Here is a 12676-nt window from a genome sequence, read left to right as displayed (position 1 = left end):
CCTATGTGCTAATCTTAAATCCAATCTAATACCATTTTTCTTTCATATGTGCTACTACCCCCCCCACTCCCCCCCGAAATAAGGGGGGGTTGGGGGGGTAATATCTAGCGCTACTTTATGAAATTGGTATAAATGCGAGGCAGAGCCTCTGGATCTGCGTTACCAGGCAGAGCCTGGTAACGAGTTAGCCTGGTAACGAGTTAAATCCTACAAACCGATGTGCTAATCTTAGATCCAATCTAAAATCTACAATCTACAATCTAATATCAAAATATGCGATCTTTAGTAGCAGAAGATTGGGGATATAAATTTAGTGGCGATCGCACAATTAATAAATTTATTCGGGATATAGAAGGAGAAGCCGCTTTAGCGAAATATTACGATTGGGAATGCAGAGAACGCGCTAAACTTTTGATGTCGGAAATAGCCGGCACATCCCACAGTCTTTTTTACGTGCGCCGCCAAAAGGTAAATGAGAGATTTTCTGAAGAAGAAATTTGGGAATTGATTCTTGCTACGGATGGAGATAATTTTGAATTGCCAGAATTGTTGCAAAAAGCCGATCGCACTTTGCGATTGTTAGCAACAGTACGCACAGAAGACGGAATCGGCGGCTTAAAACTGCTGGATGCTGGTTTGGTGGCGGTTCCCAGAGGCAGAAAAGATGGCTATGTTTTGCCGGTGCAGTTGCGACTTTTGCCGCAAACTCGATCGCCAATTCCTGCAAAGTCGATCGCCCGCGTCCAACAAATACCATTTTGGGACGACAGACACATACCGACTACCGAACAATTAAAAGTTTGGCACACTTTCTTAAATGTGGAAAAACGCATCGCCGAAGCGCGTCAATTTTGCGTACCTTTCCGCGCCCACAACTACGGTTCTGGCTTAAAAACCGTAACTTTTGAAATCGATCGCAATTCTGCAACTCTTGACGGCTACGATGAAAATCCCTTACAAATCGGCGACTTTCGCGAAAGGTTAAAACAAGCCAGAAATGAAGATATTATCTTATTTGATTCGCCGCCCGGAAGCAGAAGTTCGCGCGATGGCGAAACTTTGGGTAGCATTGCTGAAATTGAGTTTGAACGCGGTAAATTGCGGATTAAGTTAGATTTTGATTTGGGCGAGCGCATGGCTGGCGGCAGATATCAACTGCCAAAACAAGGCTTTTTGTATTTTGAAGCAGCCGGCGATATCAGTCAGATCGATCGCAAGAAAAAAGCTTTAAAAATGCTGACTGACGGGCGCGCTCAAAATCCGTATTTGAGCGAATTTTTATTCGACTCTTCCCAGGCGAGAATTCCCGATAAATTAATTAAATTGGATCGGGAAGATTTATTAAATCGCAATGCTAACGACGACCAACTCGCCGCCGTAGAAATGGTGCTTTCGGCGCGGGATTTAATTTTGATTCAAGGCCCGCCGGGAACTGGAAAAACGACGGTAATTGCGGAGATTTGCTATCAAATTGCTCGTCAGGGCGGGAAAACGCTAATTGCTTCCCAGGCAAATTTGGCGGTTGATAATGCTTTGAGTCGGTTGGTGCACAATCCGGCGATTCGGGCTTTGCGGAAGGGAAAAGCTCATAAGGTGCAGGAAGAAGGCCAGCCGTTTTTGGAGGAAAATGCGATCGGCACTTGGCTGCAAAATACGGCGATTGATTGCGAACAAAAGCTCTCGCAGCGCCAGACGAATATCACATTTTTGCGGCAGTTGCTGGCAGATTCCGACCGATTTAATGCCTACTTTGCCACGGAAAAAGATTTTTTTAAGCAATTAAAGCACCTTCACGACGGCAAGGCAGATGTTGAGGAAAAATTGACCGCGCAAACGGCAGCCTATGAACTAAGTTTAACGGCTAAAAGCGAGCTTGATTTTTTGGTTGATGGCTTAGCAAATTTGCTATCTACACCGGATATTAACTGGGAATCTTCGGAAGTTGCCGAGTTTATGCCGAAACTAAAACCTTATTCTGAAGGTAATGTTTTAGTAGAAAACTTTATGGCAAATGTGCGAATTTGTGTTAATCATGCTATTCAAATTGGCTTGGATCGCCCTATGTGCGGCGCGTTTGGAATTGCGGTTTGGTTGCGGGAAACTGTAGCAGCGCAAATATTGGAATTTAAGGCGGCGGGCGATCGCGCTGATGAGGTTTGTCACGCTATGTCAGCGGTTGCGGAGTCTTTGCGGGTGTCGCGGCAGTTGTCGGAGGCGGTGAATCAGCTACAGTTGGGCGATCTGCAAAATCAGACGCACCGCCACAATCTCGAACAGAAAATCAAGAATTTGGAACTGCGAAAAACGGAAATTGCCGCCGTTGTCGTCAGCGTTGCAGAGTGGATTGAGACAGCAGATGCCACACTTTATAAAGTTGTGCAATCTTGCTGCGAAACTAACGCGATGCTGACTGATGAAATGGTAGAATTGCCTGCGGGATTGCTGAAAATTGCCCGATCGCTCAAATTGCCGATCGTCCCTCCTAAGAGTAAAGTGAATTTACCCGATTTGGAAAGACTGCAAAACGCAATTTCCCACGAAGCCAGCGCGGGTTTTAAGGACATTCAAGGGCAGCAATTCCGGTTTAGCGAGTTTTTGCACCTAAATTTGAGTCAAACGCCGATTTTGCTCGCTGCGGGCGATCGGGCGCAATGGCAGCAACTAGCCAAAAACTTCGCCATCTACGCCCAAATCAGCCCCAGCCAGCGCAAATTTTTCGTAGAAAAAGCGAACAATTTATTCAGTAAAATTCAACAACTTTACAGTGAATCCTTGCAGCCCAATCAAATCCAGGCAACTTGCGATCGCCTAGTCAAAGAATTGCTGCACAGCATCCTCGCCAACGCCCGCCAGTGCATAATTCCCCTGAAAACCGAAACCGAACAACAACTGAGCAAACAGCAACAATTATTAGATAAAATCGGTCAAACATTGAATCAGCAGCAAATATCTGCAGCCCAAAATCAGGTAGAAATAGCGCAGCAAGAGGCGAATTTAAAAATTAGCGAAGTTACTAATTTGTTGCAAGCAATTGTCGCCCAGCCAAATGTACCTGAAAGATTGCGGAGTTTAGCCGAACAATATCTCGCGCAAAAGTCTAATATTTGGGAGCAACCGCAGCATTTTGTCAAGCAAATTGATGCTTGGAAGTTGAGCGCGATCCAGCTTGAAAAATCCATTGCTGACTTAGATCCTTTCGGGATTTTGGAAAATATCAAAAGCCGTCTTGACGAGCAATTATTACCGCTGCAAACAACCAGCACCGGTTTGCAGCAGCAACTCGCACAACTTCAAGCAGAATTAAACGACATTACGGCTAAACTGCAACAGCAGCAACCAACAGCCGAATTAATAATTGAGAGAAATTGGTGGGAGTCAGCATGGCAAAGTTTCCCGGAAAAATACAAACCCGAAATTCCCAGTGTCGAATTATTTGCAGTGGATTTTTTACGCAAAATTAAGCGTATTTTCACTAATTTTCAGAAGGAATTAGAACGAGAAGAAATAGCCTTAAATCGTTCTCAAACTTTTGTTACAGATTGGATCGAAAAACTTCGCCATCCATCGGAAAAAGACCGCAACGATTTAAAGCAAATTTATATTGACAATGCTAACGTCATCGGCATTACCTGCGTGCAAGCTGCGAGTTTTGATTTTAGCAAAAACTTTCCCAGCTTTGATGCAGTCATAGTTGACGAAGTTAGCAAATGCACTCCGCCAGAGTTATTAATTCCAGCTTTGAAGGGTAGAAAATTAGTATTGGTGGGCGATCACAGGCAATTGCCGCCGATGTTCGATCGCAGTACGATCGATGATATCGCCGAAGATATCGGTTGCACTGGAGATGAACTTAGCTTTATCAAAGAATCGCTGTTTAAAGTATTGTTTGAAAATGCCAGCGACGGGATCAAGAAAATGCTGACAACTCAATACCGAATGCACCCGCAAATCATGGGCGCAATCAATCAGTTTTACCAACAAAAACTCAACTGCGGGATTCTGGAAGCCGATACGAGACGCGCGCACAATCTCGCAGGTAAAATTATTCAAGAAAACCATCACCTCCTGTGGGTGAAAACGCCTGTGGGACAAGGGTTTGAGGAGGAGAAACAGGGTACTTCGCGGCTGAATGTCAAGGAGATTGATGCGATCGAGCTTTTGTGCGAACAGATGGAAAGTGCTTGGCGGCCTAAAATATTAGAGGGTGAACCGCCGAAGGAAATCGGAATCATTACTTTTTACGGCGCACAATTGAACGCAATTAAAGATAGAATAGAAGCCGAAAAGTTTCCTTCTTTGAGCATCCGCACTGGTACGGTTGACATATTTCAAGGCATGGAAAGACCTGTAATTATTGTCAGCACGGTGTGCAATAATGTTAGGGGCGATATTGGATTTGCTAAGGAACCGGAACGGGTGAATGTGGCATTTTCCCGCGCCCAGGAATTGCTGGTAGTTGTCGGCTGTCACGATTTATTTACCCAACAAACAGGTACTGTGGGAAAAATGTATCAGGAAGTTTCAAAAACGGTGCGTCACTGGGGAGGTTTTGTAGATGTTTCTAGCGTCCTCAGCTAAATCAATTGACTCGAATTTAAGTTCGCTAGCTGCACAAATCGAGCAACAAAATCCTGGTTTGTCGGTGTTGGCGGCGCGTCAATTTCGCTTTGCTATCCGCCAAACTCCGCTGGAGGTGACTGTTAGCGAACCGCGCGAGTTTAACGTGTTGGAGGAGTTTATTTTGCGGGCTGGTTTTGAGTTCGATCCTGCGCCGACTTTGCAGGAATTGGCGGATTTGTTGGGGTTGGATCTGATTTTTGTGAAGACTGCGGCGGCTAATTTGGTTGGTTTGGAGGTTTTGGAGGTGGCGGATAATGGTAAAATTGCGTTAGCGAAGCCCTCGAAGAGGATCGCCCCGCAAGGTCAAGATTTTTGCGAAAAAGGTACGGTTAGCCGATCGCACGTTCAATCAATTTACGCGATTTCCGATCCTTTAAATCAAACTCTCACCTTCAAATTCGATGCTGCAGCCGCAGAATCCAGCGATTTACCAGATTTAGCAGAATTAGTATCGCTGGAACATCAAATTACCGACTTTGCCGATTTAAGCATAGCAGAAATCCAGCCGTTAATCCAAGCATCCGGTTTAGGAATTCATGTCCCAGAAAACGGCAAAATAGTCACCAAATGCGATGTAATTGGCGACGATTTAGATATTTGGCAAACAGTATCAGTTTTTGTGTTGCTGGATGGAATAGAAAATAAAACTACCATTCAAGCCCGACAGGGAAAGCAAATATTAGAAACAGCATCAAACTTTCTCAACCAACTCGAATCCCAGCATAAATTGCTGAATGAATTGTGCAAATCAACGGAAGAAATAGCACAGCCTGAGTCAGAAACAATCCCGGTTAAAAAAACTCGCAAAAAGTCATCTACAGCCGCAGGAAAAAAGAAGAAACCATAAAAGTCAATACGGTTTACTTAATACGATCCCCCCTAACCCCCCTTAAAAAGGGGGGACAAGAATGCTCTCAAAGTCAACCCCTACTCCCCTTCTTAAGGGGGATTTAGGGGGATCTCCGGGGCATAAATATGTTAAGTGAACCGTATTGCCATAAAAGTTGCGAGTCCACAAGAAAAGAGCGGACTCGCATTCTACACTACGAACCGTTTTTGTTATGGTAATCTACCGAACACGATCTAACTAATTCCTAGATTTCAGTATTTTCTATCCTGTAGGTGCGTCATATCAATTCCGGTTCACTCCTCATGATGTTAACAGTTAACAGTCAACAGTCAACAGTCAACAGTCAACAGTCAACAGTGAATTTACTATTTTGATGAAGAGAGGATTTGATATCAGTCTTAAGATTGCTAAACTGACGCACCCTACAATAATTCTACTGAGCCTTAACGCATTTCAGCATCCGCAAAGTAGCCGCCGCCCCGTAATTCCGCTTTGCAGAATCATCGGGAGCAAACCGATTCCCAATTTCGTTAAGAGGAGAAGCTACACCACAATAACCAGACATTTGATTGATAATCGCAGCAGCCCAATGATTCTGAGTATCTGAAAAAGTTTTAGGCTGCTGTTTAGCCAATAAATTCGGCTGCATTCCCCGCGCCAACAAACCAAATTCTGCCGATCTTCGCATCACCGCCATCAATTCAGCGCGCGTGACAGGCTGCGTAGGTTTAAAAGTTCCATCTTGATAACCGCTGACTATCTTATTGTCTCGCGCAAATTGAATTTTTCCCGCACTCCAGCGTGAGCTATCAACGTCGCTGTAGGGACGGGAAACAACTATGCTGGGAAATGCGATATTAGCACCTTGTATTCCTTTCAAGGATTCCAATACTAAAGATACTAATTGCTCTCTGGTGACAGCAAGTTGGGGCCGAAAGGTATTATCTTGAGCAAAGCCCGCTACAAATCCCAGCGCGACAGCTTCTTTAATTTCGGCAGCGTAGATATCGGTTGCAATATCTCCGAATGTAGAAGATCCGGTATTTCCTCCGGTATTTCCTCCGGTATTTCCGCCGTTATTTCCGCCGTTATTTCCTCCGGTATTTCCTCCGGTATTGCCAGTTTCTCCCGGCGCGGTTTGACTGGTTGTGAAATAAAAATGACCCAACACTTTGCCTTGATAAGCTCTTTTACTAAATCGCCAGCCCGGATCGAGAGCGATTTTCATAAAGCCGTTAACATCACCGTTTGTGCGGCCGATAATTATCGGTTTAGCGTTGGGATCGAAGGAAGTTCCCATGAGTACAACATTGCCGTCAATTTTTTCCAAACTCAGGCTGTATTTTAATGCTAAATCGGTGCCGCCCATGCGAATAGAAAAGCCGTTGCTGTCTGTGGCGCGGCCGCAAATGCCGGTGAAATCAAAATTAACTAATAAGGGATCGACTCTGACGGGATTGGAGCCGTTTTCGCTCCAGCATTGCCGTCTGTCTGTTACTTGCTCTACAATTAGCAATTGGTAGCCGCCGAAGGGGCGGGGTTGGGCGATCGCAACTACTCGCTCTTGGTTAATTTCGGTTTCGTCAAAAGTAAATGCTTTGACTGGGGCGATCGCCAGAAGTGTTAAAATTGCTGAACCTGTCAGTGCGGCTGCGGTTCGTACCAGTGAATGTTTCATGGTTTTTTCCTATTTACCCCTTGTTTTGACCGGACATATTTAAAATAAAAAAGGTCGAGGTCTTCAAACAACAATATAGAATTTTACCATCTCTTGTTCCGGTGATGCTGAGCGCGATCGAACTTAGATGTTTCGCCCGCAGCAGTCGATCGGGAGTTTTTGGGTGGGTTGGGGCGGGTTTATTTAACCTGTCTGCAACGCCTGAAAGCTATTGGTGAACCCGCCCCAACAGGTTATTGAAAGTGGTGCAATATAGCGGTTCTGTGTAACGTGAGGTGCACTTCTTCGAGCGGTAATAGGTAATAGGGAATAGGTAATAGGGAATAGGTAATAGCAGGATTGGTAATTTGAGTGAGGGTTAGCTACCAGCGAGGAGATTTCTGCCCTCCGCTTCGTCCATTCCAATTCCCGATTCCCGATTCCCGATTCCCGATTCCCGATTCCCCATTAAGGGAGTGTACATCATCTACTTGAGAAAGGCTATATATCAGCTCGAACAAATACCATAAAGTTCAATAGGGTGCAGTTAAGCCCGATTTCCCCAGCGCTCTCTTTTTCAAAGAAGATTTAGGGGGATATCTCATAAAAAAAATAGTATCAAAGTCTCTTTTTTTTATGCGAATGCGAGGGGGATATACCATAAAAAACGGTGCGTAACACTTGGTTGACGCACCCTAAAACAAACATTCAAAAAGTGCATTTTCCCTCTAGCGGAACATACTGCTAACAGAACTATCTTCGTGAATCCGCCAAATAGTTTCGCCCAGCAAATTCGCTACCGAAAGTACCGTTAACTGCGGGAAACGGTGTTCTTCAGGTACAGGAATTGTATTCGTAACAATTACCTCTTCCAAGACTCCGGTAGACAAACGCTCGATCGCCGGATGCGAAAACACTGCATGAGTAGCACAAGCATAAACCTGCCTCGCACCCTCGCGGCGCAACAACCTTGCACCCTCACAAATCGTGCCGGCAGTATCGATCATGTCGTCCACCAACACAGCAGTTTTGCCATCGACATCACCGATCAAGTTCATCACTTCTGCGACGTTGTGAGCTTGGCGGCGCTTGTCAATAATTGCCAGGGGAGCATCGCCAAGTTTTTTGGCAAAAGCTCTGGCCCTAGCGACTCCGCCAACATCCGGCGAAACCACAACAATATCCGACAACTGCTTGCTCGCCAGATAATCCAAAAGCACGGGCGAACCGTAAACGTGATCGAAAGGAATGTCAAAATAACCTTGAATCTGAGCCGAGTGCAAATCCATTGCCAAAATGCGACCGGCCCCTGCTTCAGTAATCAAATTAGCCACTAATTTTGCAGTAATCGACTCTCTGCCGGCTGTTTTGCGGTCTGCCCTAGCATAGCCGTAGTAGGGAATGACGGCAGTAACTTGTCTTGCAGAAGCGCGGCGACAAGCATCGATCATGATTAATAATTCCATGAGGCGATCGTTCACCGGACAGCAAGTTGGCTGAATCAAGTAAACATCGCAACCCCGAATCGATTCTTGAATTTGAACGTAGAGTTCCCCATCCGCGAACCGCTTGCGAACCATCGGCCCCAAATCGATCCCCAGATAGCGAGCCACCTCTTGGGCGAGGGGGATATTAGCAGAACCGGAAAACAGTCGCAGACGGTCGTGGGCAGAAATCTGCGGCTCGGGAAGCGGAAGCGGTAAAGTAGCAGAACGGATCACAGCAGGCCTCTTGCAGGACGTTTATTCCACCGCTATCTTACCATCGGAAACTCGAAATATTCAGTCACTATTTTGATAGATTTAATTTCGGGGCGATCGCGAGTGTTGAGTGCCGGCGAACTGAATAAGACTTGCAGAAGTATGTCCGAGAAACCGCGTTTCTACCAAGTTCTGTACTGCCAGAAGTCCCAGAAGTGCGATCGCCCGCCGGCCCGCCGGCGTCTCAAAATTCTGGCGACAGTCAATGTCCGGGCCCTGACTGGAAGTTGCGATCGCCCAAAATTCGGTCAAAGGCCGAAAGCATCCGGCTTCAAAGTGATAAAAATGCGATCGATCGGCAATAAACTTGAAAAATACAGTAAAAAAAGTTAAGAATCGGAAGCATACTCCTGATTGTTGATATTGGGCAAAGCAAGGTAGAAATCGATGAGCTTAAGAGAACGGATTGACGCAGAAATCAAAGCAGCCATGAAGTCCAAGGACAAAGTTCGCTTGGAAACAGTGCGCGGCATCAAAAAATTTATTCTCGAAAAAGAAGTCAGCTTGCGTCCTTCCGGGCAAGAGACGCTGACAGAAGCTCAAGAATTGGAAATTTTGATGCAAATAGCCAAACAGCGCCGGGATTCGATCGAACAATACCGCAAAGGCGGCCGCGAAGATTTAGTGGCACAAGAAGAGGCGGAGTTGGCAATTGTGGAAGAGTATTTGCCGCCGCAAATGTCAGACGAAGAGGTGAGTCAAGTCGTTGACGAAGTAATTGCCTCGGTGGGCGCTACTTCGGCAAAAGAGATGGGCAAGGTGATGGGCAAGGCAATGCAGCAACTTAAGGGCAAAGCAGACGGTAACAGAATTCAAGAGATGGTGAAAGCAAGGCTTAGTCAGTAGTCAGTAGTCAGTAGTCAGTAGTCAGTTGGCAGTTGGCAGTAGTCAGTTGGCAGTTGGTAGCTCGTTACCAGGCTCTGCCTGGTAATGCAGATCCGGAGGCTCTGCCTCCTTCTTTCTTGCAACTTACCAGAGAGAGGACTGTAAGAGGTGTTTAAGTTATTAAGTTTTCGATCCTTAGTTCAGCAGTCAGCAGTCAAAACGAAGAATGTAGGGGATTATCCCGCTGCGTTAAGCGAAGCTATCCCGATCGTGAATCGCCCCTGCTTAAATTTGCTGGTTTCTCAAAGTTGCGTAAAAAAATGTAAAATGCTAACTTTGGTCGGGACTGGGAACTACAGACAGTGAAGTATGCTTGAGAGCATTAAAGACCTAGGATTACTAGGTCTGCGAGCGATCGCCTATTTTTTAACAATTTCTACAACTTATGCAGCCACCTATTGCTATTGGAACTCTCCTACAAAACCGTTACCGCTTGGTGAGTATTTTAGGTCAAGGGGGATTTGGCCGCACTTATTTAGTAGAAGACGAGGGGCGGTTTAAAGAACGCTGCGCCCTAAAGGAATTGATTCCGGTGCAAAGCGGGCCTTACGTTTTGGAAAAATCGAAGGAATTGTTTCAAAGAGAGGCGGCAATACTTTACCAAATTGCACACCCGCAAATTCCCCAGTTTCGGGCAATATTTGAAGAAAATCAACGTTTGTTTTTAGTGCAGGATTACGTGGAAGGGATGACTTACCGCGAACTGTTGCTCGATCGCACTTCTGCAGGCAGCAAATTCAGCGAAGCCGAAGTCTTGGTATTTATCCGACAAATGCTGCCGGTACTGGCTCACATCCACGCCCGCGGCATCATCCACCGCGACATCTCCCCGGAAAATATCATCCGCCGGGAAAACGACCAGTTGCCGGTGCTGATTGACTTTGGAGTGGTGAAAGAACTCGCCACCAAAGTTCAGTCTCCCGAAGGAACACCCCACGCAACAACTGTCGGCAAAATCGGCTACGCGCCGATGGAACAGTTGCAAAGCGGGCGGGCAACTGCCAGCAGCGACCTCTACGCTTTAGCTGTAACGGCGATCGTCCTGCTGACGGGCAAAGAACCGCAGGAATTGCTCGATCAAAGAACCCTGCAGTGGAATTGGCAGCAGCAAGTGCAGGTGAGTCCGGGCTTGGCGGCGGTACTGAATCGGATGTTAAATCGCTCTCCGGGCGATCGGTATCAATCTGTCAGCGAAGTAGCCAAAGCACTCGACGGCCTAACAAATCCTCAGTCCAACCAGCCAACTGTACCGCCCGCGCCAGCAGTAGAGCAGCCAAACCCTTCGTTAATAGCAACAGTAGCCGTGGGTCGATCGCCCGATCCCGATCCCGATCCGATCGCCCCTAGTTCTTACCCGCAAAACCAACCTGACCCCCTAATTCAGCCCGCTGGCGGCTCTTTTTGGGACAATCCCGTTGCTGCGATCGGATTGCTAGCAGGCTTAGTAATCTTGACCGGCTTCGGTTCCTGGGCCTTAGTAGGCTCATTTCTCAACAAACCGACACCCAAACCCACTCCCACACCACCACAACTCATAACTCCAACGCCGACACTAACTCCGATACCAAACCCGCAACCGTTACCAACCCCAACCCCAGAACCGTTACCCGAACCGAGCCCGGAACCGTTACCCGAACCGAGCCCGGAACCGTTACCCGAACCGTTACCAGAACCGAGCCCGGAACCTTTACCAGAACCAAGCCCGGAACCGTTACCCGAACCAAGCCCGGAACCTTTACCAGAACCAAGCCCCGCGCCGACTCCGACACCGAAACCAACTCCGACACCGAAACCAACTCCCGCGCCGACACCGAAACCAACTCCGAAACCAACTCCGACACCGAAACCAACTCCCGCGCCGACACCCGCGCCAACTCCCGCGCCGACACCCGCACCGTCGCCGGAACCGGTACCAACTCCCGCGCCGTCGCCGGAACCCGAACCAACTCCCGCCTCGGAACCCGAACCAACTCCCGCACCGGAACCCGAACCAACTCCCGCACCGGAACCCGAACTCTAAACTTCTGGCAAAATTCCCCTAGACTGAAGTTGAGGTCAATTACTTGTTAGCTATTTGCCGATGAACTCGCTGCTGATTTCTGGAACTGATACCGACGCGGGCAAAACTGTTTTGACCAGCGCTCTGGCTGCTTATTGGCAAATGTATTTCCCGCAGCGCAGTTTGGGAATTATGAAGCTGCTGCAAACGGGTACGGGCGATCGCGAAGTATACACCCGTTTGTTTCGCCTCGACCAATCCCCCGAAGAACTCAATCCGCTGCACTTTGATGCGCCTCTAGCACCGCCGGTGGCGGCAGAACGGGAGGGGAGACCGATCGAACTCGAAAAAGTCTGGACGGCGCTGCAAAGCCTCTGCGAGCGCAAAGATTTTGTGTTGGTGGAAGCTTTGGGAGGGCTGGGTTCGCCTGTAACGCGGGAACTGACGGTGGCGGATATTGCCAGGGATTGGCGGCTGAGGGGAGTTTTGGTGGTACCTGTGAGGCTGGGGGCGATCGGGCAAGCTGTGGCAAATGTTGCTCTCGCCAGACACGCGGGTTTTAAGCTTAGAGGTATTGTGCTCAATTGCGTTAAAGCTTGTTCTGCACAAGAAATTGCCGACTTGACACCGATCGATTTGATCCAGTCGCTGACTCAAATGCCCGTGCTGGGTACTTTGCCTCATTTAGACGATCCAAATGACCTGACAAAATTAGCAGCATCAGCTTCAGAATTAGATTTAGAGCGATTACTTCCGGGGGTTAATTTAGTTACTCAGACTTCTAAATAACCCTATTGAAAACACCTCTCTTTCTCTGCGTACTCTGCGGCCTCTGCGGTGAAAAATTAAGATTTTATTTTAACCGCAGAGAGCGCAGAGAGCACAGAGTAAGAGAAGAATGAGGT

8 protein-coding genes are annotated in these 12676 nt (G+C 47.3%); 6 read left to right on the top strand and 2 right to left on the bottom strand.

The window, feature by feature from the left end; all coding sequences use genetic code 11:
• Positions 1-273: 273 nt before the first annotated feature.
• Both WBA89_RS01315 and WBA89_RS01310 read left to right on the top strand, forming a co-directional pair.
• Entirely contained in the window at positions 274-4578 is a 4305-nt protein-coding gene (locus WBA89_RS01315) for an AAA domain-containing protein (protein WP_424403337.1), read from the top strand.
• Positions 4556-5467 (top strand): hypothetical protein, encoded by a 912-nt coding sequence (locus WBA89_RS01310; RefSeq protein ID WP_424403335.1) that lies wholly within the window; start codon positions 4556-4558, stop codon positions 5465-5467. The genes WBA89_RS01315 and WBA89_RS01310 overlap by 23 nt, the downstream gene beginning before the upstream one ends.
• 436 nt (positions 5468-5903) lie before the next feature.
• Here the strand turns inward: WBA89_RS01310 and WBA89_RS01305 are convergent, their stop codons facing one another.
• Positions 5904-7148, bottom strand: a complete 1245-nt coding sequence (locus WBA89_RS01305; RefSeq protein ID WP_424403333.1) for a DUF3747 domain-containing protein — start codon at positions 7146-7148, stop codon at positions 5904-5906.
• Positions 7149-7855: 707 nt separating this feature from the next.
• On the bottom strand, positions 7856-8803 hold the full coding sequence (locus tag WBA89_RS01300) for a ribose-phosphate pyrophosphokinase (RefSeq protein WP_424403339.1): 948 nt from the start codon (positions 8801-8803) through the stop codon (positions 7856-7858).
• A 176-nt stretch (positions 8804-8979) separates the two neighbouring features.
• On the opposite strand from WBA89_RS01300, the gene WBA89_RS01295 reads away from it, so the two are divergent.
• The 4 genes from WBA89_RS01295 (at position 8980) to bioD (ending at position 12560) form a co-directional block, all read left to right on the top strand.
• The gene (locus tag WBA89_RS01295; protein WP_424403331.1) at positions 8980-9192 is read left to right on the top strand and encodes a hypothetical protein; all 213 of its coding nucleotides are present in this window, start codon (positions 8980-8982) and stop codon (positions 9190-9192) included.
• Positions 9193-9274: 82 nt separating this feature from the next.
• A complete protein-coding gene (locus tag WBA89_RS01290) occupies positions 9275-9733 on the top strand; it encodes a GatB/YqeY domain-containing protein (RefSeq protein WP_424403329.1) in 459 nt (152 codons plus the stop codon).
• Between the two features lie 424 nt (positions 9734-10157).
• Positions 10158-11792: a protein kinase domain-containing protein gene (locus tag WBA89_RS01285; RefSeq protein ID WP_424403327.1), complete on the top strand. Its 1635-nt coding sequence runs from the start codon at positions 10158-10160 to the stop codon at positions 11790-11792.
• Between the two features lie 60 nt (positions 11793-11852).
• On the top strand, positions 11853-12560 hold the full coding sequence (bioD, locus tag WBA89_RS01280; RefSeq protein WP_424403325.1) for a dethiobiotin synthase: 708 nt from the start codon (positions 11853-11855) through the stop codon (positions 12558-12560).
• Positions 12561-12676 lie beyond the last annotated feature (116 nt).

Source organism: Microcoleus sp. (assembly GCF_049646505.1).
In the GTDB taxonomy this organism is placed as follows: Bacteria; Cyanobacteriota; Cyanobacteriia; order Cyanobacteriales; family Microcoleaceae; genus Microcoleus.
Note: the sequence above shows the minus strand (reverse complement) of the source record. Positions and strands in the feature narration are given on the sequence as shown.

Excerpts from the sequence above, each read along its gene's own strand:
- WBA89_RS01310 (WP_424403335.1), top strand. The coding sequence starts at position 4,556 with ATGTTTCTAGCGTCCTCAGCTAAATCAATTGACTCGAATTTAAGTTCG.
- WBA89_RS01290 (WP_424403329.1), top strand. The coding sequence starts at position 9,275 with ATGAGCTTAAGAGAACGGATTGACGCAGAAATCAAAGCAGCCATGAAG.
- WBA89_RS01305 (WP_424403333.1), bottom strand. The coding sequence starts at position 7,148 with ATGAAACATTCACTGGTACGAACCGCAGCCGCACTGACAGGTTCAGCA.
- WBA89_RS01285 (WP_424403327.1), top strand. The coding sequence starts at position 10,158 with ATGCAGCCACCTATTGCTATTGGAACTCTCCTACAAAACCGTTACCGC.
- bioD (WP_424403325.1), top strand. The coding sequence starts at position 11,853 with ATGAACTCGCTGCTGATTTCTGGAACTGATACCGACGCGGGCAAAACT.
- WBA89_RS01315 (WP_424403337.1), top strand. The coding sequence starts at position 274 with ATGCGATCTTTAGTAGCAGAAGATTGGGGATATAAATTTAGTGGCGAT.